A 20,308-nucleotide genomic window follows, 5' to 3' on the forward strand; every position below is an offset into this window, starting at 1 on the left:
ATTTATGTATGATGTACTGGTTTTAATTGTTTTAGGATATATTTGTACAATAGTTTCTCAAAGCGGGACCAGACAAATGTTAATTGAAGCAGGACAAGTTATTGCAAATTTCCAGGGGATTAAAATCCCTGGTTCAATGGGGATCGCTGTTATGCTGGGTACTGTTGCAGCAGTTGGTATGGCAATCCCCTTTGACCTGGTTGAACCACTGCAAGCACTATACGTAGTCTTTGCAGGATCTCTCATGGGCTTTGCAGGACTTATTGATGACCTTCTTGGAAACAATTCATCAAAAGGTTTTAAAGGACATATAAAAGGTTTAATGAAGGGAAAACTTACTACGGGGGGGCTAAAGGCAATTATAGGCTTTATTTCTGCTTTTATTGTGAGTATCCAGGTATCCAAAACCTTTTATGATATTATAGCCAATATATTTTTAATTAGCCTGGTTACCAACCTTATTAATTTGTTGGATACCCGCCCCGGAAGAGCAATAAAAGGGTTTATACTGCTAACGCTGCTATCCCTATTGCTTGGGACCCTAACCAATATTCATTATATTGTACTTGGAGCATTGCTTGCCTATCTTCCGTTAGATTTAAAAGCACGGGGGATGCTGGGTGATACCGGTGCAAACTTTATCGGGATGGCTTTAGGCATAGGTATAGTGATTGCTGTTAAAAGCTTCATGGTTCGGTTTATCCTTTTAACCATTGTGTTTTTATTGAACTTAATCAGCGAAAAGTATTCTTTTTCTAAAGCAATCGAGGGCAACCGCGTTTTAAATTTTATTGATCGCCTGGGGAGAGGGCGGTGATCAGCTCTTCATCCGGCGTCACATAGACAGTTTTATAATTCTCATATATCACCATTCCAGGTTTTGCTCCGGAAGGCTTTTTTACATTCTTTACAGTAGTATAGTCTACAGCAACATTAGACGAATATTTACCTTTACTAAAATACGCAGCCAAGGCTGCTGCTTGTAACAAGGTAGTATCCGGAATATCTTTTTTTCCTCCTGTTTTTACTATTGTGTGGGAACCGGGAATATTTTTAGTATGAAACCATAGGTCTTCGTCCCGGGCAAATTTTAAAGTAAGGTAGTCGTTTTGTCTATTGTTTTTGCCAACAAATATATCAATTCCGTCAGAACTGATAAAATGCATTGGTTTAGAGGGGGCAACATTTTTTTGTGACTTTTGTTTTGATTTCTGACTAATATAGCCCTGTTCAGCAATTTCATCTTTAATTTCATTTAATTCTTGTTCATTTGTTGCCCTAATCACTTCATCATGAACAGACTCAAGGTAATCAATTTCGTGAATATTTAATTCCATCTGCTCTGTTACCATCTTAGCAGCATTTTTTGCCTTTGCATATTCATTAAAATATTTTTGGGCGTTCCGGGAAGGGGAAAGTTCAGGGTCAAGGGGAATGGTTACAACAGGGCATCCCTCTTCATAAAAATTTTCAACCTCTACTTTGTCCATTCCTTGTTGAATTCTGTATATATTTGCGGTAATCAAATCACCGTAAGTTTTAAACTTTTCCCTGTTGGAGACTTCACCTAATTTTTGTTGCTGCAGTGCAAGCTTCTTTTTGCACCGATCCAAGTTTGTATTAATAATTTTTAGCAAGTCTGATGATTTTTGTTTTAATCTGTCTTGAGAATCACGTTTGGAATAAAATGTATCAAGGATACTGCTTATAGATGAATCGGTTTCAATTGCAAGATTCTCATATTGCAGGATATTAACAGCTGAAAAATCTACAACCCTTTTTGCCTCTTTATCATACAGCAGCACAGGTAAAAACTGGCCATTTTTTATTTGATCAAAAATCTTACACATTTCACCAGCTACATACTTTATTTGATCCTCACTAAGTTCACCAATATAATAATCGCTATTATGCAGCGCACGAAAACAAATTTCTCTTCCAATAAGCGGACTAATCCCGGTGAAATTGTTTACAATACATTTATCCACTTTTAAACCATCACTTTGTCTGCTTATAATATCAAATATTTCCTGTTCAGAACAATCCAGAGGATTTAATTTTTCTTGTGAAGGCGGCAGTACATAATCAAGTCCGGGCATAACCTGCCTTACGCTGCTAATATTTATGCCAATATGTTTAATACTATCAATAATTTTTCCATTGGAATCAACCAATATAATATTGCTATGCCGGCCCATTATTTCGATAATTAGCTTTTTGGTAGTTAAATCACCCAATTCGTTGTAGGATTCTATCATTAAATAAATAATCCTCTCAAAATCAGGTTGTGTCACTGCAATAATTCTGCCGCCCATTAAATGTTTCCTCAGTAGCATGCAGAACATGGGCGGTACATCAGGATTGGATTTATTTACTGTAGTAAAGTGAATTCTCGGATTGTTTGAACTGGCACTCAACAATAGCCGTTCACTTTTTCCTTTGTTCCTGATTATAAAAATCAACTCATCACTTTCGGGTTGATAAATTTTCTCTATTTTGCTATTTAAAATTCTATCGTTGAATTCATGAACCAAAGCGTTCACAACAATACCATCTAAAGGCATAATATCACTCCTGTTTTATACTTTTACCCCATATATTATAGCATTATATACAAAATACAGACAAATGTACAGGATATTAATTTTATGTGGTTTTTCATATTATCTTGACAATTACAGTATTATTGATAAAATGTAAACGTAGAAATAATAGAAGGATGTATATTATGATTATTGGCAGCTGTAGTGTGGATTTATCTTTGGAAGGTGTATTTTCTTTAAAAGAAAAACGGCAAATTGTCAAAAGTATTATAAATAGAATACAGTCTCGTTTTAATGTATCTATTGCAGAAATAGATGCCCAGGATAAATGGCAGTATTCTGTCCTGGGATTTTGTTGTGTTTCAAATGATACAGCCCATGCAAACAGTATTATTTCAAAAGTCATCAATTTCATTGAAAATGATGGAAGAGTAGTTGTAATTGATTATTCTGTAGAAATTATTTAATATAATAAAATTATATAAATCTCTTTTAGCTTTTATCGTATTATGATTGCAATGTTATTGTGGAGAAAAATGTATTATAAGTATTTTATTTTTTTTAATTTGTGTTATAATACATTCAGAATTACATTTTTTTATTCTGGATGGTATATGTAAAATATGTGAAAGGATTTGTTTTATTGGCTGTATAGCAGAGTTTTTGAATAATAATTAAGGTGGTACATATAATGATCAGGAGTATGACGGGATATGGAAGAAGTGAATTGCAGGAGAAAAACAAGGATATTGTAGTAGAAATAAAATCCGTTAATCATAGATATGCCGATTTTTCTATTCATGTTTCCAGATATTATGGTTTCTTAGAGGACCGGGTACGGGAATACCTGCAAAATTATATTTCAAGAGGTAAAGTTGATGTATACTTTTCTATAGATTCCTATGAAGATGATGATAAAATAGTTTTTCTTAATGAAGGACTTGCAGCAAGTTATATAAAAGCTCTTTATCAGTTAAGAGACACTTTCTGTTTACAGGATGACATTACCGTTTCCAGTGTTGCCCGATATAATGAGATTTTTAAAGTTGAAAGAAAAGAAGAAGATCAGGAAGAGTTATGGGGACTTATTAAGAAAGCTCTTGACGTTGCTATAGAGGATTTTCTAGCTATGAGAGCAAGGGAAGGCATGCGGCTGGCAGAAGACCTTGTTGAAAGAGGAAAATACATAACGACCGTCCTTGATGAGATTGAATTAAGATCTCCCCAGGTAGTAAACGAATACAGGGAAAGAATAGAGCTGCGGGTTAAGGAACTTCTTAAAAATGTTCCCATTGATGAAAATAGAATTTTAACGGAGGTTGCGATTTTCGCAGATAAAATAAGCATCGCTGAGGAAATTGTCCGGTTAAAAAGTCACTTGGCTGAATTGAGAGAAATATTAAACAGTGACCAACCTGTAGGTAGAAAATTAGATTTTTTGGTTCAGGAAATGAATAGAGAGATTAATACAATTGGTTCTAAAGCAAATGATTTATATATCTCAAAACGTGTTGTAGAGGTGAAGGCAGAAATTGAGAAATTAAGAGAACAAATACAAAACATCGAGTGAGTGATATATATTTACTGATAATGATTTTATATGGCAGATAAAGTCAATAAATTCACAGTTCACAGTAAAAGCTGTTAAATCGTTTATTACTGTGAACTGAGAGCTTTTAACTGTGAACTATTATGTTAAAAATCATATAAAAAAGCAAACTCAAAGCTTGTACTTACAATTTTTAAAGTAAATAACGGGAGGAACATGTAATGAAATTAATCAATATAGGTTTCGGCAATATTGTATCTGCTAATCGATTGGTTGCTATTGTCAGCCCCGAATCAGCTCCTATAAAAAGAATTATACAAGAGGCTAGGGATAGAGGTATGTTGATAGATGCAACTTATGGCAGGAGGACCAGGGCTGTAATTATTACAGATAGTGACCATATTATTTTATCAGCAGTACAGCCTGAAACTGTAGCCCACAGATTAACTGCTAAAGATTCTACTCCAGTGGAAGATGAGGGAATTGAGGATGAAGAGTAAAGGACTTCTTTTGGTAGTATCCGGCCCTTCCGGTGCTGGTAAAGGCACCATATGCAAAGCCCTGATAGAGAAAAATCCTAATGTTGTTTTATCTGTATCAGCCACTACCCGTGCGCCAAGAAATGGTGAAATTGAGGGCGTCAGTTATTATTTCAAAAGTGAGCAGCAATTTAAAGAAATGATTGCTAATGATGAATTGCTGGAATGGGCTGCTTTTTGCAGCAATTATTATGGTACACCAAAAAAATATGTAGAAAAGATGCTTCAAGAAGGTAAAGACGTAATTCTTGAGATAGATGTACAAGGTGCATTAAAAGTAAGAAGTAAATACCCGGAAGGTATATATATATTTATCCTGCCTCCGTCGATGGAAGAATTGAAAAGCAGGATTACAAACAGAGGAACTGAAAGCCAGGAAGTTATCAATGAAAGGTTAAATACGGCCAGGTTGGAATTTACGCATATTAATAAATATAATTATATTATCATTAATGACCGGTTGGAGGATGCAGTAAAAGATCTGGAAGCAATCATAATTGCTGAAAAATGTAGAATTGAACGAAGCCAAGAAATTATTAAAGAGGTGTGTAATATATGATATATCCATCAATAAATTCATTAATGGAAAAGGTAGACAGTCGATATACCCTGGTTGTTGCAACTGCGAAAAGGGCCAGGATGATTGCACAGGGAGCGCCAAAGCTAGTTAAGTCTAATTCTGATAAACCTGTTACAATTGCAGTTAATGAAATTGCAGAAAATAAGATAACCTATCACAGGACAAAAGATACGATGAAATAGTTGTAGAGAATAGTGATATTTTAATGTGGGTGTTAAGCGGAGGGTTAATGTGTTAAAGGGAAAAGTAATTGTTATAGGTGTTTGTGGAGGAATTGCTGCTTACAAGTCTGCAGATTTAGTAAGCAGGTTAAAAAAATTAAATGCCGAGGTTCATGTTATAATGACGCGCTCAGCGTGTGAATTTGTAAATCCATTAACTTTTCAGTCTTTATCTCAAAATTATGTAATTAGCGATATGTTTCAAGAGCCTCGTTCGTGGGAGATTGAGCATATTTCCCTTGCACAAAAAGCTGATTTGTTTGTTATTGCCCCGGCTACGGCAAATATTATTGGAAAAGTGGCTAATGGCATTGCCGATGATATGCTATCCACTACAATTATGGCAACAAAAAGTCCTGTAGTATTTGCGCCGGCAATGAATTGCAATATGTATGAAAATGTTATTGTTCAACAAAATATTGAACGTCTGAAAGCTCTTAACTATATATTTGTTGAACCTCAAATTGGTCGTCTGGCATGTGGCGATATAGGAAAGGGCAAGCTTGCCGAGGCAGATGACATTGTTGAAATGATTGTACAAACGGTAGGCTATCAAAAGGACCTAAAAAATATGAAGTTGCTTGTAACTGCAGGTCCTACCAGAGAACCTATAGACCCTGTAAGATTTATAACCAATTACTCTTCAGGAAAAATGGGATATGCAATAGCGAGGGCAGCAAAATACCGGGGAGCAGACGTAATCCTGGTTACCGGACCTACTGCTTTAAAACCTATTGAAGGAATACAGATGGTAAAAGTGAATACAGCTTTGGAAATGTACGATGCTGTAATGCAGCATTATGAAAGTACGTCTGTTATTATTAAAGCTGCTGCCGTCAGCGATTATCGTCCATTACAAGTTAGTCAAAATAAAATAAAAAAAGAGCATAGCGATTTAGAGATAAAAGTTACAAAAAACCCTGATATCCTCGCGGACTTGGGCAAGAAGGTCAAGAATCAGGTCCTTATTGGTTTTTCGATGGAAACTCAGCACCTTGAAGAGTATGCAAGAGAAAAGTTGATCAGGAAGAACCTTGACCTTATTGTAGCGAATGACTTATCTGAACCAGGTGCGGGATTTGCTGTAGACACAAATATAGTGAAAATGATAGATAGAAACGGAAATGTTGAAAATATCTCTATTATGACAAAAGACCAGTTAGCTCATATAATACTGGATAAAGCATTAGCAATATATCATCAAAAACTGTGCTAAAATTTCGCTTATACAAGAGCTCACCCTGAGAGGGTGGGCTATTTTTGAAATGGGGTGAAACCAGTGGTTGAAAATAATATTGCAGAAGTTATAGTAAACAATCCATCTAGAAATGTAGACAGGATATTTCACTATCTAATTCCCCAGGAAAAACTAACTAAGGTCAAAATAGGAATGAGGGTGCTGGTTCCCTTTGGCAATGGAAATAAAAAAACCGAAGCATTTATAATCAATCGGGTTAATCACAGTGATATGTCCAACCTTAAAGAAATATGTGATATTATAGATGAGATACCGTTATTTGATGAAAAAATGTTATGCCTTATTAATTGGATGCGTGAAAGATATTTATGTACATATTATGAAGCAATAAAAGCAGTTTCGCCTCCTGGAATCGGGTTAAAGCATCAAGAATGGATTAAAATTAATAGGGAAATAGATAATGATACCATTGAAAAAAAAGTTAAAAATTCATCTTTACAGAAAAAGATAGTGAAAGTACTCCGGGAAAACGACGGGTGTTTAGAATATTCTCAAGTGGCTTTCCTGCTTGGAAGTTCTAATATCAGGTCTTCTATAAGTTCGTTGCAAAAGAAAAAAATTATTATTATATCAAATGAATACCGTTCTTTGGTTAAAAATAAAACAATACGGCTTGCCTGTTTAGCTATTTCCCGTGAAGAAGCAATAGACCATTTAGAAATGATGAGGGTAAAAGCGCCATCACAGGCAAGAATCTTGGAAATATTAATGGAAAATGAATTTGTAGCGTTAAGTGATCTTGTAATGTTTTCACAGGGTTCCTATAGTGCCATCAATTCATTATATAAAAAAGGACTTATCCATTATAAGGATCACGTAATCATGCGTAACCCTTTTGCTGATAAACAATTTGAAAGGACCGGTGCATATAGACCTACCCTGGAACAAGAAAATGTGATAAAATTAACTACAGAACACATTAGAAACTCTATACCTGCTACAATTTTATTAAGAGGAGTAACTGGCAGTGGGAAGACAGAAGTTTTTCTCCAGATTATTGATCAGGTTATTTCCATGGGGAAGCAAGCAATAGTGTTAGTTCCTGAAATCTCTTTAACTCCTCAAATGGTAGAACGCTTTATGAGCAGGTTTGGAGATAGAGTTGCTGTATTTCACAGCGGCCTTTCTCTTGGGGAAAGATATGACCAGTGGAAACGGATAAAAAATTTGGAGGTAGATGTGGTGGTTGGGGCCAGATCGGCAATTTTTGCACCCTTCCAAAACCTTGGTATTATTATTTTGGATGAAGAGCACGAAAACTCCTATAAATCTGAGCTGCCCCCACGATACCATGCTAGGGAAGTTGCACAACAAAGAAGTGTTAATGAAAAGGCAGTGATACTTTTAAGTTCTGCAACTCCTTCCATTGAAAGCTACTATAAAGCTGAACGTGGTGAATATATACTCACACAAATGTTAAAGCGTTATAATAATGCACCGCTGCCTAAAGCCAAAATCGTTGATATGCGGGAAGAACTTGTGAGAGGCAATAAATCAATTTTTAGTACCATGTTAAAGGAAGAAATAGAATATAATATAAGGAACAGGCAGCAGACAATATTATTTCTCAATAGAAGAGGTTTTTCTACTTTTGTATCTTGTAGAAATTGTGGATATGTTTTGAATTGCCCCCACTGTAATATATCTTTAACTTATCATATAAATAATAACAGGCTTACATGCCATTATTGTGGTTATAAAATTAAAAATGTAAGTATTTGCCCAAAGTGTCATAGCAGTTACATTAGACATTTTGGTATAGGAACTCAAAAGGTAGAACAGGAAATTCAGCATTTATTTCCTGATGCTTCAGTATTAAGAATGGATATAGATACTACTGGTAGTAAATTTTCCCATGAGAGAATATTGAGCACTTTTAAGGATCAAAATATAGATATTCTCATAGGGACGCAAATGGTATCAAAGGGCTTGGATTTTCCTAATGTTACATTGGTGGGAATTTTAGCTGCTGATATGTCGTTAAACATCGATGATTTTCGTTCTTCCGAAAGAACATTTCAGTTAATTACCCAAGTATGCGGGAGAGCCGGGAGAGGGGATATTGAGGGAAGAGCAGTTATCCAGACCTACCAACCGGATGATTTTACTATACAAGTAGCAAAGAATCATGATTATCTGGCATTTTATAAAAATGAAATACAAATACGAAAGCAGCTGAATTATCCGCCGTTTTGCCAGATTATTTCAATATTGATAAGTGGAACAGATGAACAAGCGGTAGTCCGGAAGATTAATGAATTGATACTGGATTTAAAGAAACAAATTAAAGAAAGCGGTTATAGCAAGGTTTGTAGTGAGATTTTGGGTCCCACGCCTGCACCTATATCCAGGCTTAAAAATAAATTCAGGTGGAGGGCATTGCTAAAATGTGTAGACAACTTGGAAATTAGAAAACTTTTAAATAATTTACTATATGAATTTTATAACAATAAAAAGAATGCAGGGGTTAATCTTACAATTGACATAAACCCGGTAAATATGTTTTAGGAGGTATAAAGAATGGCAAATAGAATCATTAGAAGAGTGGGCGATGATGTTTTACGTAAGGTAGCGCGTCCCGTTGACACTATAAATAAAAGTATTATTACCCTCTTGGATGATATGGCAGAAACAATGAGAAGTGCAAATGGAGTGGGCCTGGCTGCACCACAGGTTGGAATATTAAAGAGGATTGTCGTAATAGATGTTGGAAGCGGGCTCATTGAACTGGTAAATCCGGAAATAATTCATGCAGAAGGCAAACAAATAGAAGTAGAAGGGTGCTTAAGCGTACCGGGTAAGTGGGGTGAAGTTGAAAGACCGGCAAAAGTTGTTGTTAAGGCATTAAATCGAAATGGAGAAGAAATTCAGATAGAAGGCGAAGGATTGCTTGCAAGAGCTCTTTGCCATGAAATTGACCACTTGGATGGAGAATTATTTATAGATAAAGTTATAAGATTTGTCGAGCCGGACGAAAAGTAAGATGTGGATGAGGTGATAGAATGAAAATTTTATTTATGGGTACCCCCGAATTTGCCGTCCCCTGTCTTGATATGCTAGTAAATGAGGGGTATAACGTTATAGGTGCTGTTACACAACCTGACAAGCCAAAAGGAAGAGGGCATAAATTAAGTCAGCCTCCGGTGAAAGAATATGCTGTTTCAAAAGGAATTCCTGTTTTTCAACCCTCAAACCTTAAAAATGGAAGCTTTAAAGATGATTTGGAAAATCTTAATCCTGATTTGATTGTAGTAGTAGCTTACGGCAAGATCCTGCCCAAATATATTTTGGATTACCCTAAATATGGCTGCATTAACGTGCATGCATCTCTGCTTCCTAAATATAGAGGCGCAGGACCTATACAATGGTGCATTATAAATGGTGAAAAAGAGACTGGTATAACGACAATGTATATGGATGAAGGTATGGATACCGGAGATATGATCTTAAAGAAAAAGATTTCAATAGGGGAAGATGAGACGGCGGGTGAGTTGCATGACAGGCTGTCGGTATTAGGGGCAGAGGTACTAAAAGAAACAGTTGGTCTGTTAGAAAAAGGTCCGATACCAAGGGAACCTCAGCCGCATCATGAGGCTACTTACGCACCAATGCTGGATAAATCCATATCACGAATAAATTGGTCTAAACCTGCAATTGAAATAAAAAATCTGGTCCGGGGAGTAAATCCATGGCCTGTTGCTTATACCTACTATAAAGATCAATGCATGAAAGTATGGTCTGTAGATATTGAGGAATGCTGCACGGATGAAGTGCCAGGAACTATTTTAAAATATATAAATAATAAAGGTTTAGCCGTAAAAGCAGGGGATAAATACTGTATTATCATTAAAGAAGTACAGTTTGAGGGCGGAAAAAGAATGGGAATCGACGAATACCTAAGAGGACATTCTATTATTTATGGAGAATGTTTAAGTTGATTTATGGACTTCAAAAGAGAAAGACTACAAGTATTTTTTAAAATTTCACAAGTTTTCATTGCCTTGGCTTTTGCGGCATTATTTATAGCGCTGATGGTATATTTATATGTGGATGAGGTAACCTATAATTTAATAATGCTAATTTTAGTAGTTTTAGTATTCATCATTATTCTTTTTTCAGCCCTGCTTATATATATTATTGCAACTGCTTATAGGGCGGGAAGAATTAATAAAACATTTGCATTATTTATTAATAAATTTATTAAAATTGTTATGTCCATTGCAATAGATTTAGTTAGTATATTAAGAATAGACAAAAATATTATGCGAAGCTTTTTTGTAGATATCAATAATATTATTGTTAATTCAGCAAATCCTAAATCTGAAAATGACAAAATATTGTTACTGGTGCCTCACTGTCTGCAATGGGCCAAATGTGGTTACAAAGTTACAAACGACCCATCTAATTGCAAAAGGTGCGGCAAATGTGATATTACCAGAATTTTAGATATTGCTGAACGATATAATATAAAGATTTGTATAGCCTCAGGTGGAACAATGGCACGAAAAGCAATCCAGGAAAACAGAACGAAATTAATTATTTCTGTTGCCTGCAGCCGGGATTTAATTCATGGGATACTGGATATAGATAATATTCCTGTGATTGCCATTGAAAATACCACCCCTGAAGGTCCTTGTATTAATACAAAAGTAGAGGTTGATAAGATAGAAGATGCAATAAGGCAAGTTCTTGTTAAGAACCAGTTCTAGTTTTTTAATATTTTCTGTAGCCTGTAAATATCTTTTTATCAAAAAGGAGTGTGTAAATATGCCATATTTGTTGGGAATTGATCCGTATTATATTATGCTAGTAATGCCCGCTGTGTTATTTGCTCTTTATGCGCAGAGCAGGGTTCAAGGTACATTCAATCAATATTTAAATGTTAGAAATATCAGAGGCTATACTGGGGCTCAAATTGCAAGAGAAATTCTCGACAGCCAGGGTTTATATGACGTACAGGTAGAAATGATAGGTGGGCATTTAACTGACCATTATGATCCGAGAACAAAAGTAGTCCGGCTTTCTCAATCAGTGTATTCCAGTACTTCAGTAGCTGCAGTTGGCGTTGCAGCCCATGAAACCGGGCATGCCATTCAACACCGGGTATCCTATGCCCCGCTGGTCTTTAGAAACAGCCTGGTACCTATTGCGAATATAGGCTCACATGCTGCAATCCCGTTAGCTATTTTAGGATTGATTGCAGGATTAGAACCGTTAGTTAACTTTGGAATCATTTTATTTACTGCTGTTGTAGCATTTCAGGTTGTTACTCTTCCAGTAGAATTTAATGCAAGTGGTAGAGCACTTGAAATCTTGGAAACAAGAGGTTTCCTTTCAAGGGATGAGCTGCAGCCTACTAAAAAAGTTTTGAATGCAGCTGCACTTACCTATGTAGCAGCTGCAGCCGTAGGTATTGCAAATTTGTTAAGATTAGTACTTATTGCAGGAATGGGAAGAAGACGGAGATAAAAATGGCCAAAGAGATTTCACCAAGAGAGACAGCACTTAAAATATTGTATGAAATAGAGAACAATGATGCTTATGCAAATATAGCATTAAAAAAGTACCTGAAACACACCGATTATAAAGTGGTGGATAGAGGTTTAATTACAGAACTGGTTTATGGTATAATAAAATTTAAGCTGACAATTGATTATATTATTGGACAATTTTCAGCAATCAAGCTTAACAAGATTTCACCTTGGATTTTAAATATATTAAGAATAGGAATTTATCAAATTGTTTATCTTGATAAGGTTCCTGATTCTGCAGCTTGTAATGAAAGTGTCAAGCTGTCAAAAAAATATGGGCATTATGCTTCAACAAAGTTTGTAAATGCAGTTTTGCGCAATGTATCAAGAAATAAAAATAATATCAGGTTTCCTGATAAAAACCAAAACCCTATAGAATATTTAAAAATCTTTTATTCTTACCCGCAGTGGATGGTACAAAATTGGGTAGATAGATATGGCTTTGAATTTGCTGAGAGTTTGTGTATAGCAAATAATGAAATTGCTGACTTATGTGTAAGGGTGAATACGCTAAAAACTACACCGGAAGAATTAATAGAAATTTTGGGAAGTGAAAATGTAAAAGCGATCAGAGGGAAATACTGCAGTGAAGCACTTATCTTAAAGGAAGTCGGCAGCATAGATAGCTTAAAAGCGTTTAAAGAGGGATTATTTCAAGTACAAGATGAAAGCTCAATGCTGGTGTCAAAGGCATTAGACCCTCAACCGGGCGAATTTGTTATTGATGTGTGTTGTGCTCCTGGGGGGAAAACTACTCACATAGCACAGTTGATGCAAAATAGAGGTAAAATATTGGGATGGGATATACATCCACATAAAATAGAATTGGTCCAAAAAGCAGCTAAACGGCTGGGAATAGGAATTATTAATGCAGTGAGCCATGACGCTGCTATTGAGGTGTATGATTTACATGGACAGGCAGATAGGGTATTAGTAGATGCTCCCTGCTCAGGACTGGGGATTATCCGGCGAAAGCCAGATATCAAATGGAATAAGGTACAAAATGATGTGGGAGATATCGTAAATTTGCAGAAAAAAATATTACAGGTATCATCGAAGTATGTGAAGCCCGGAGGTTACCTTGTATATAGTACCTGTACTATCCAGGAGGAAGAAAATATAGGAGTTATAGAGGATTTTATAAAAAAAAATCCACACTTTATCCTTGAAAGTATTGAACCATATTTCCCTGAACAACTAAAAAAAGATACGGTAAAACAGGGCTATATACAGCTATTTCCCAATGTAGATAAAACAGATGGTTTTTTTATATGCAAACTAAAACGGCAGTATTGAAGGGAGAAGCTATCTTGTCGGATAAAATTAACTTAAAAGATCTGAGCTATGAAGAGTTGGAAGAATTTTTTGTAAATATCGGCCAGCAAAAATATAGGGCAAAACAGGTTTTTCAGTGGCTGCACAATGGAGTGACAAATTTTGATGAGATGACAAACCTATCAAAAGATTTAAGAGCCATGCTGGCCGAAAGAAGCTTTATCAGTACAGTTTCTATCGTAGACAAGCGAACATCCAGGCTGGATGGAACTATTAAATATTTGCTTGGTTTAAATGATGGAAATTTAATAGAAAGTGTCATTATGAGGTACAAGCATGGTATTACTATTTGTATCTCAACGCAGGTAGGATGCAGAATGGGCTGCAACTTTTGTGCATCAACAATAGGCGGACTGGTTAGACACCTTACTCCAGGTGAGATTTTAGACCAGGTAATATTTATACAAAAAGACATAGGAGAGAGAATTTCCAATATTGTTTTGATGGGTATTGGTGAACCGCTGGATAACTATGACAATGTCATAAAATTTTTAAAAAATGTAAATCATCCTGCGGGAATTAATATAGGATACAGGCATATTTCTCTGTCAACTTGCGGACTGGTCCCCGCTATATTGAAGTTATCAAAAGAAAATATGCCTATCACCCTTTCAGTTTCCCTTCATGCACCCAATGATGAAATCCGGAATAAAATTATGCCTGTTAACAGGAGTTATTCTATTGATAAAGTGTTGGATGCGTGTAGAATTTATGCTGAAACTACAAAAAGAAGAATAACTTTTGAATATGCAATGATTTCGGGAATTAATGACAGCGTAGACAATGCTAGAGAATTAAGTTCTAAAATTAAAGATTTACTATGTCATGTAAACTTAATACCAATAAATAAAGTTGAAGAGAAGGAATACTCTAAAAGTTCCAGTAAGCAAATTAATTTATTCAAAAGCATCTTAGAGAAAAATGGTATTTCAACAACTGTGAGACGTGAACTTGGTGGTGATATTAATGCTTCATGCGGCCAACTCAGGAGAGGTCATTCAAAAAAATAGTTTTCAAGGGGAGAAAAGCGTGAAAATTGGGGCATTTACCGATAAAGGGAAGACAAGAGAAATTAATGAAGATAACTTTTTTGTATCCGAGTTTGAGGATGGATCGGGAATTAGATTTTGCATTATTGCCGATGGTATGGGTGGCCATAATGCCGGTGAGATAGCAAGTAAAATTGCAATTGATGAGATTCAAACGTATATAAAGGAGTCTTATCACGAAGGCATGACTGACCAGCAAATCATTCAAATGATGCAAGACAGTATGAAAAAGGCGAATACAGTTATCTATAATAAGTCCCTTGAAAATGAAATGTATGCGGGTATGGGAACAACTGCCATTCTCTGTTTTATTCAAAACCATTATTTATGTGTTGCTCATGTTGGAGACAGTAGAGCATATTTAATACGTGGAAATGATATGTATCAAATTACTACTGACCATTCTATGGTTGAAGAACTAGTGAATAGTGGAAGTATTACTAGAGAAGAAGCGGCAAATCATCCGCAAAAGAATGTTATAACCCGGGCACTGGGTGGAGATAAAGATACTCAAGTTGATATTTATATTCAGGAGTATATGAGTAATGATATTGTGCTGATTTGCACTGATGGATTGACAAATATGTTGACTAATTCAGAAATTCTCGCAGTAATTAATAGTCACAACAACCTTCAATTGGCAGTAGAAGAACTTATTTCTATTGCAAATGATAAGGGAGGATTAGATAATATTACTGTTGTAGCTATAAGTCTATAGGAGACATATGAGACCATAATGATGTTCTTCTATTAAGCAAATAACTTGCGTAAAAATTGTGGACAGAAGTTCTTTACCTCGAAATTCTGCAGGTGTAACGATGCGCCTTTGTTCAAGATTTTGTTTTAAAAAAAGAGGTGTAAAAATGATTGGAAATGTCTTAGGGAATAGATATGAGATTTTAGAAAAAATAGGCGGAGGGGGAATGGCATTAGTCTATAAAGCACGTTGCCGGCTTCTTAACCGTTTTGTTGCTGTAAAAGTTCTACGGCATGAACTCATAGAAGACCAGGAGTTTATAAGTCGGTTTAACATTGAATCTCAGGCGGCGGCAAGTTTATCTCACCCCAATATTGTCTCAGTATATGATGTTGGACAGCAGGAGGACATACATTATATAGTAATGGAATATATTGATGGGATTACCTTAAAAGAGTTAATTACCAGTAAGGGTGCATTAGCCTGGAAGGATGCTTTAAATTTTTCTGTACAAATTTGTTCTGCATTAGAGCATGCACATAAAAAACATATTGTACACAGGGATATTAAACCTCATAACATTATGATTACAAAAGATGGAATGGTAAAGGTGACTGATTTTGGAATTGCCCGGGCAGCCACATCTACAACTTTGACGCTGGGTGGAAATACAATAGGATCTGTTCATTATTTTTCACCTGAACAGGCCCGGGGAAGCTATACAGATGAAAAATCAGATATTTATTCTTTGGGAATTGTAATGTATGAACTGCTTACCGGAAGAGTGCCTTTTGATGGTGAAAGCCCCGTTGCAGTAGCTATTAAACATATTCAGGAACAGCCTATATCACCCAGGAATATTAATAAAAGTATTCCCATTGCTTTGCAGTCAATTGTACTAAAAGCTATAAGCAAAGAACAAAGCAGCAGGTATCCTTCGGCAACATCAATGCTAAAGGACTTATATAAAGCATTTGATGAACCGGATAATGATTTTGTTGAAGGGGGAAATATTGATGATTCTCCAACACAAAAGGTACCGATTATAAATATTAATGGAAGTGACAATATGACACAAAAGAAAAAGAAAGTAAAAAAAGAAGATAGGGTAGCTGTAATTGCAGCAATTATTACTTCAGCAATCATTATCGGGGGTATTTCTTTTGTTGGGTATAATTTATTATTTAATGGACAATTGGCTATTAATAAAAATATCGAACAGAAGGTACCTAATCTGATAGGAAAGGATTTAAATACTGTAAAAAGTTTCTATAATGACCCTGAAAAATTTAATATCGTTGAAGTACAGCAGGAATATAGTGACGAAGTTGAAAAGGGAAAAATTATTTCCCAGAAGCCGGGCCCGGATGAAGTGGTAAAGCTGCCTGAAACCATTGAGGTGGTAGTAAGCCGGGGTCCTAGGACAATTACGGTTCCTAATCTGACAAATACAGAATATAGGCAGGCAGAAATAAATTTAGAACGAATTGGGCTGGGCTATAAAGTAATTTATGAGTTTCATGAAACAATTCCGGAAGGAATAGTAATACGTCATGTGCCGGAAGAGGGGGCTGAAGCAAAAACGGATGATATTGTCCAATTGTATGTAAGTAAGGGTAGAGAAATAAAAATGGTTAAAGTCTCTAATTTGGTAGGTAAAACGGAGGATGAGGCCAAAAGAATTATTGGACAACTTGGACTGGTATTAGGAAAAGTAACAAGAGAGCCAAGTGATAAACCAAAAGACACTGTAATAGCGCAGAGTATCCCGGCTGAAAGTGAAGTGGAAGAAAAAACAGTAATTGATTTGGTAATCAGTGATGGAAAGCCAACGGATGAAAAAGAACGGTATATCAATATTAATCTTCCACAGGACAAGGATACGGTAAAGGTTAAGATTGTTGCTAACAACAGTGAAGGATCAAAAACCGTATATGAAAAAATGCATAGTAAAAGTGATAGTCCTATTACTGTTAGGCTGGTAGGCAAAGGTACAATATCTATTCAGGTATATTTTGACGACGTATTAAAAGCAGAGGATACAATAAATTTTGGCGGGTGATGTTTCATAATGCCTAGAGGCATAATATTAAAAGGAATTGGCGGTTTTTATTATGTAAAAACAGAAAAGGGTATTGTGGAGTGCAAGGCGAGGGGGAAATTTAGAAAAGATGATGTTATCCCAATGGTAGGGGATTATGTGGAAGTGCAGTTGTCACAGCATGATGAAGCAAAAGGAAGTATAGAAAATATATTTCCAAGAACGAATACTTTGATTCGTCCCCCGGTTGCCAATGTAGAGCAGCTTGTAATAGTCGTTGCAGTCTGTTGTCCTGATCCTAACCTGTTATTGTTGGACAAATTTATCATTGCTGCCGAGTCAAAGAAGCTTGATATCGTTATATGTTTAAATAAAATTGACCTTGATAAAAATGATGCATATATCGATATATATAATGCTTACCTTAATGCGGGATATAAAGTTATATGCACGAGTACTCATACTTGCCAGGGTATTGATGAGCTGCGGGGAATATTAAAAGGAAAAGTTACAGTTTTTGCAGGCGCATCAGGGGTTGGAAAATCCAGCTTGCTGAATGCTGTTGATTCAAGGTTCAAGCTGCAAACAGGAGAGATGAGCAAAAAGATTGAACGTGGTAAGCATACTACTAGGCATGTAGAATTATTGGAACTGGAAGATGGGAGTTATGTTGTAGATACTCCCGGATTTAGTTCCTTTGATTTGTTGGATATAAAAGCAAAAGAACTTGATTGCCTGTTTAAAGAATTTAGGGAATATGTTTCTTTATGTAAATTTAGAGGATGTTCTCATACCTCTGAACCTGGGTGTGCAATCATAGAAGCTGTAAATCAAAAAAAAATATGCGGGTCCAGATACCAAAATTATTTGCAATTTTATAACCAGCTAAAAAATGTAAAGGAGTGGAAGAAATGATTAAAATTGCTCCATCAATATTATCTGCAGATTTTTCAAGACTTGCAGAACAGATAAAACTAGTAGAAGAGGGAGGCGCAGATTTACTTCATATTGATGTCATGGATGGACACTTTGTACCAAATATCACCATCGGTCCTCCGGTAGTCGAGTGGATAAGAAAATACAGTCAGCTGGAATTTGATGTCCATCTGATGATTGAGAATCCAGAAAAATATATTGAAAGTTTTGTGAAGGCAGGAGCGGATCTCATTTCTGTTCATGCTGAAGCTACAAAGCATCTCCACAGGTGTATACAAATGATCAAAAAATTGGGGATTAAAGCTTGCGCAGCTCTAAACCCGGCAACACCTATAGATATCATAGATTACGTTCTCGATGACATAGATATGGTGTTATTAATGACTGTAAACCCAGGCTTTGGCGGTCAGATGTATATTCCTGCCATGAGCAATAAAATAGCATCATTAAGAAAAAAAATTAATGATTATGGCAGGAATATCGATATACAGATTGATGGTGGTGCTACTTTAAAAAATATATATGAAATTACCAAAGCCGGTGCAAATGTTATTGTGGCTGGTTCAGCTATTTATAATTCTGGAGATGCAGCTGCTACTATCGCACAAATGAAAGCTTTGGCCTGGAAGGAATAGGAGTATAAGGGAAGTATGAGAGCCTGGGTTATTTCAAATGGCAATATCGTTGATTATGATTTTTTTAGAAACATGATTTCTGAAACGGATTTAATTATTTGTGCAGATGGTGGTGCAAAACATGCCCAAAAAATAGGGGTAACCCCTGACGTAATCATAGGCGATCTTGATTCTATAGAGCAGCATTGTTATCATGACATGATTGCTAAAAATATACAAATTATAAATTATTCTACCGATAAGGATGAGACCGATACTCAACTGGCGGTTGAATACGCAATTCAAAGAGGATGTGAAGAAATTATTCTTATAGGAAGCCTGGGCAGTAGATTTGATCACTCTTTTGCTAATGTATCCCTATTAAAATTGGTGCTGGATAAAGGAATTAAAGGAAGAATAATCAATGAAAATAATGAGATATATCTTATTAATGATTATATTCAGTTAAGAGGTAAAGTAGGCGAAAAATTATCTCTGCTTCCGTTAACTCCAAACGTATCCGGAATTACTACAAAAGGGCTTCAATATGGATTAAATAATGCACAAATGAAATTTGGCATTCCTAACGGTATAAGTAATGTGTTTATCAAACCTGAAGCAGAAATTACTATAAAAGAAGGACTTCTTTTAGTCATAAAAGCAAGGGATTGAAAGAGTCAACTTTATTTTTAAAAGCAATCACCAAAAAAGGCTCACTGAATATACTGATAATAGAACAGGTATAGGAGGTGAGCTTTTTATTATGTCCGGTAAACGCAGAACTCTTGGACTTACTCTGGGAGTGTTAGGGGTTGGTATTTTGCTTGCTTCTGTTATACCTTTAGGAGTACTGGTTGCATTAGAAGGCGTAATTTTAGTTGCGATAGGGTTTCTATTTTTAAAAAATGGATGAGATAAATAAAAAAGTGAGGTGTTAATATGAAAATTGTCGTGCTAAAAATGCCTAAGTTTATAGGGAAGATACTTAAGGCAGTGTTTAGAATTGACTAAAGGTACATACAGACCAGTAAAGAAGAAAAAATCATAAAAAAGGTTCAAAAATATTAAAAATTCTTGAACCTTTTTTATGTTATATTGCTCTTGTTACCTTATTTGAACGCAAACAACGAGTACAAGCGTAAATAGTTTTTGGAGTACCATTTACAATAGCTCTAACTCTTCTAACATTAGCTTTCCAAGTTCTATTTGTTCTTCTATGGGAATGGCTTACTTTTATTCCAAAAGACAAACCTTTTCCGCAAACATCACATTGTGCCATCTATATACACCTCCTTACAAGATATGAAGCGAACTCCGTCACTAGTAAAACAATATTTATTTTAACAAAGGAAGACTCATTTTGCAAGGGTTTTTTTAATCAAAAATGGTGGCAATAATAATAATAATATATTAAA

Annotated in this window: 22 protein-coding genes; 20 read left to right on the plus strand and 2 right to left on the minus strand. The window is 35.6% G+C overall.

The window, feature by feature from the left end:
- Positions 1-4: 4 nt before the first annotated feature.
- A complete protein-coding gene (locus CIB29_RS02515; RefSeq protein ID WP_094546458.1) occupies positions 5-817 on the plus strand; it encodes an MraY family glycosyltransferase in 813 nt (270 codons plus the stop codon).
- Here CIB29_RS02515 and CIB29_RS02520 read toward each other — a convergent pair.
- On the minus strand, positions 789-2,564 hold the full coding sequence (locus CIB29_RS02520) for an Rqc2 family fibronectin-binding protein (protein WP_094546460.1): 1,776 nt from the start codon (positions 2,562-2,564) through the stop codon (positions 789-791). The genes CIB29_RS02515 and CIB29_RS02520 overlap by 29 nt on opposite strands.
- A gap of 164 nt (positions 2,565-2,728) precedes the next feature.
- Between CIB29_RS02520 and CIB29_RS02525 the strand changes: the two genes are divergently transcribed.
- From CIB29_RS02525 to CIB29_RS18485, 19 genes are all read left to right on the plus strand, one after another.
- Positions 2,729-3,010, plus strand: coding sequence for a DUF503 domain-containing protein (locus tag CIB29_RS02525; RefSeq protein WP_094546462.1), 282 nt, complete (start codon positions 2,729-2,731; stop codon positions 3,008-3,010).
- 224 nt (positions 3,011-3,234) lie between these two features.
- On the plus strand, positions 3,235-4,113 hold the full coding sequence (locus CIB29_RS02530) for a YicC/YloC family endoribonuclease (protein WP_094546463.1): 879 nt from the start codon (positions 3,235-3,237) through the stop codon (positions 4,111-4,113).
- A 200-nt stretch (positions 4,114-4,313) separates the two neighbouring features.
- Positions 4,314-4,592, plus strand: coding sequence for an extracellular matrix/biofilm regulator RemA (remA, locus tag CIB29_RS02535; RefSeq protein ID WP_094546465.1), 279 nt, complete (start codon positions 4,314-4,316; stop codon positions 4,590-4,592).
- Positions 4,567-5,190, plus strand: coding sequence for a guanylate kinase (gmk, locus tag CIB29_RS02540; protein ID WP_423241278.1), 624 nt, complete (start codon positions 4,567-4,569; stop codon positions 5,188-5,190). Before remA ends, gmk begins: the two co-directional genes overlap by 26 nt.
- On the plus strand, positions 5,187-5,393 hold the full coding sequence (gene rpoZ / locus CIB29_RS02545; RefSeq protein ID WP_094546469.1) for a DNA-directed RNA polymerase subunit omega: 207 nt from the start codon (positions 5,187-5,189) through the stop codon (positions 5,391-5,393). Before gmk ends, rpoZ begins: the two co-directional genes overlap by 4 nt.
- A gap of 49 nt (positions 5,394-5,442) precedes the next feature.
- Positions 5,443-6,648 carry a bifunctional phosphopantothenoylcysteine decarboxylase/phosphopantothenate--cysteine ligase CoaBC gene (gene coaBC / locus CIB29_RS02550; protein WP_094546471.1) on the plus strand — a complete coding sequence of 402 codons (1,206 nt, stop codon included), beginning with the start codon at positions 5,443-5,445 and terminating at the stop codon, positions 6,646-6,648.
- 63 nt (positions 6,649-6,711) lie between these two features.
- Positions 6,712-9,198, plus strand: a complete 2,487-nt coding sequence (gene priA, locus CIB29_RS02555) for a primosomal protein N' (protein WP_094546473.1) — start codon at positions 6,712-6,714, stop codon at positions 9,196-9,198.
- A gap of 12 nt (positions 9,199-9,210) precedes the next feature.
- Entirely contained in the window at positions 9,211-9,672 is a 462-nt protein-coding gene (gene def / locus CIB29_RS02560) for a peptide deformylase (RefSeq protein ID WP_094546475.1), read from the plus strand.
- Positions 9,673-9,692: 20 nt separating this feature from the next.
- Positions 9,693-10,628 carry a methionyl-tRNA formyltransferase gene (gene fmt, locus CIB29_RS02565; RefSeq protein ID WP_094546477.1) on the plus strand — a complete coding sequence of 312 codons (936 nt, stop codon included), beginning with the start codon at positions 9,693-9,695 and terminating at the stop codon, positions 10,626-10,628.
- A gap of 3 nt (positions 10,629-10,631) precedes the next feature.
- Positions 10,632-11,399: a DUF116 domain-containing protein gene (locus CIB29_RS02570; RefSeq protein ID WP_094546479.1), complete on the plus strand. Its 768-nt coding sequence runs from the start codon at positions 10,632-10,634 to the stop codon at positions 11,397-11,399.
- A gap of 58 nt (positions 11,400-11,457) precedes the next feature.
- Positions 11,458-12,159 (plus strand): zinc metallopeptidase, encoded by a 702-nt coding sequence (locus CIB29_RS02575; protein WP_094546481.1) that lies wholly within the window; start codon positions 11,458-11,460, stop codon positions 12,157-12,159.
- Between the two features lie 2 nt (positions 12,160-12,161).
- A complete protein-coding gene (gene rsmB, locus CIB29_RS02580) occupies positions 12,162-13,517 on the plus strand; it encodes a 16S rRNA (cytosine(967)-C(5))-methyltransferase RsmB (protein ID WP_094546483.1) in 1,356 nt (451 codons plus the stop codon).
- Complete coding sequence (gene rlmN / locus CIB29_RS02585) at positions 13,493-14,566, plus strand: dual-specificity RNA methyltransferase RlmN (protein WP_094546485.1); 1,074 nt, start codon at positions 13,493-13,495, stop codon at positions 14,564-14,566. The genes rsmB and rlmN overlap by 25 nt, the downstream gene beginning before the upstream one ends.
- Before the next feature lie 19 nt (positions 14,567-14,585).
- A complete protein-coding gene (locus CIB29_RS02590) occupies positions 14,586-15,323 on the plus strand; it encodes a Stp1/IreP family PP2C-type Ser/Thr phosphatase (RefSeq protein WP_094546693.1) in 738 nt (245 codons plus the stop codon).
- Between the two features lie 145 nt (positions 15,324-15,468).
- Positions 15,469-17,364, plus strand: a complete 1,896-nt coding sequence (pknB, locus tag CIB29_RS02595; protein ID WP_157910186.1) for a Stk1 family PASTA domain-containing Ser/Thr kinase — start codon at positions 15,469-15,471, stop codon at positions 17,362-17,364.
- Positions 17,365-17,373: 9 nt separating this feature from the next.
- Positions 17,374-18,258, plus strand: a complete 885-nt coding sequence (gene rsgA, locus CIB29_RS02600; protein WP_094546489.1) for a ribosome small subunit-dependent GTPase A — start codon at positions 17,374-17,376, stop codon at positions 18,256-18,258.
- Positions 18,255-18,914 (plus strand): ribulose-phosphate 3-epimerase, encoded by a 660-nt coding sequence (rpe, locus tag CIB29_RS02605; RefSeq protein WP_094546491.1) that lies wholly within the window; start codon positions 18,255-18,257, stop codon positions 18,912-18,914. The genes rsgA and rpe overlap by 4 nt, the downstream gene beginning before the upstream one ends.
- Before the next feature lie 15 nt (positions 18,915-18,929).
- Entirely contained in the window at positions 18,930-19,565 is a 636-nt protein-coding gene (locus CIB29_RS02610) for a thiamine diphosphokinase (protein ID WP_094546493.1), read from the plus strand.
- Between the two features lie 91 nt (positions 19,566-19,656).
- A complete protein-coding gene (locus CIB29_RS18485; protein ID WP_157910187.1) occupies positions 19,657-19,806 on the plus strand; it encodes a hypothetical protein in 150 nt (49 codons plus the stop codon).
- A gap of 177 nt (positions 19,807-19,983) precedes the next feature.
- On the opposite strand, the gene rpmB is transcribed toward CIB29_RS18485, so the two are convergent.
- Positions 19,984-20,172, minus strand: coding sequence for a 50S ribosomal protein L28 (gene rpmB, locus CIB29_RS02615; protein ID WP_094546495.1), 189 nt, complete (start codon positions 20,170-20,172; stop codon positions 19,984-19,986).
- Positions 20,173-20,308 lie beyond the last annotated feature (136 nt).

Source organism: Petroclostridium xylanilyticum (assembly GCF_002252565.1).
Lineage (GTDB): Bacteria > Bacillota > Clostridia > SK-Y3 > SK-Y3 > Petroclostridium > Petroclostridium xylanilyticum.

Coding starts and splice junctions, on each gene's coding strand:
- CIB29_RS02515 (WP_094546458.1), top strand. CDS start 5: ATGTATGATGTACTGGTTTTAATTGTTTTAGGATATATTTGTACAATA.
- CIB29_RS02520 (WP_094546460.1), bottom strand. CDS start 2,564: ATGCCTTTAGATGGTATTGTTGTGAACGCTTTGGTTCATGAATTCAAC.
- CIB29_RS02525 (WP_094546462.1), top strand. CDS start 2,729: ATGATTATTGGCAGCTGTAGTGTGGATTTATCTTTGGAAGGTGTATTT.
- CIB29_RS02530 (WP_094546463.1), top strand. CDS start 3,235: ATGATCAGGAGTATGACGGGATATGGAAGAAGTGAATTGCAGGAGAAA.
- remA (WP_094546465.1), top strand. CDS start 4,314: ATGAAATTAATCAATATAGGTTTCGGCAATATTGTATCTGCTAATCGA.
- gmk (WP_423241278.1), top strand. CDS start 4,567: ATGAGGGAATTGAGGATGAAGAGTAAAGGACTTCTTTTGGTAGTATCC.
- rpoZ (WP_094546469.1), top strand. CDS start 5,187: ATGATATATCCATCAATAAATTCATTAATGGAAAAGGTAGACAGTCGA.
- def (WP_094546475.1), top strand. CDS start 9,211: ATGGCAAATAGAATCATTAGAAGAGTGGGCGATGATGTTTTACGTAAG.
- fmt (WP_094546477.1), top strand. CDS start 9,693: ATGAAAATTTTATTTATGGGTACCCCCGAATTTGCCGTCCCCTGTCTT.
- CIB29_RS02570 (WP_094546479.1), top strand. CDS start 10,632: ATGGACTTCAAAAGAGAAAGACTACAAGTATTTTTTAAAATTTCACAA.
- CIB29_RS02575 (WP_094546481.1), top strand. CDS start 11,458: ATGCCATATTTGTTGGGAATTGATCCGTATTATATTATGCTAGTAATG.
- rsmB (WP_094546483.1), top strand. CDS start 12,162: ATGGCCAAAGAGATTTCACCAAGAGAGACAGCACTTAAAATATTGTAT.
- rlmN (WP_094546485.1), top strand. CDS start 13,493: ATGCAAACTAAAACGGCAGTATTGAAGGGAGAAGCTATCTTGTCGGAT.
- pknB (WP_157910186.1), top strand. CDS start 15,469: ATGATTGGAAATGTCTTAGGGAATAGATATGAGATTTTAGAAAAAATA.
- rsgA (WP_094546489.1), top strand. CDS start 17,374: ATGCCTAGAGGCATAATATTAAAAGGAATTGGCGGTTTTTATTATGTA.
- rpe (WP_094546491.1), top strand. CDS start 18,255: ATGATTAAAATTGCTCCATCAATATTATCTGCAGATTTTTCAAGACTT.
- CIB29_RS02610 (WP_094546493.1), top strand. CDS start 18,930: ATGAGAGCCTGGGTTATTTCAAATGGCAATATCGTTGATTATGATTTT.
- CIB29_RS18485 (WP_157910187.1), top strand. CDS start 19,657: ATGTCCGGTAAACGCAGAACTCTTGGACTTACTCTGGGAGTGTTAGGG.
- rpmB (WP_094546495.1), bottom strand. CDS start 20,172: ATGGCACAATGTGATGTTTGCGGAAAAGGTTTGTCTTTTGGAATAAAA.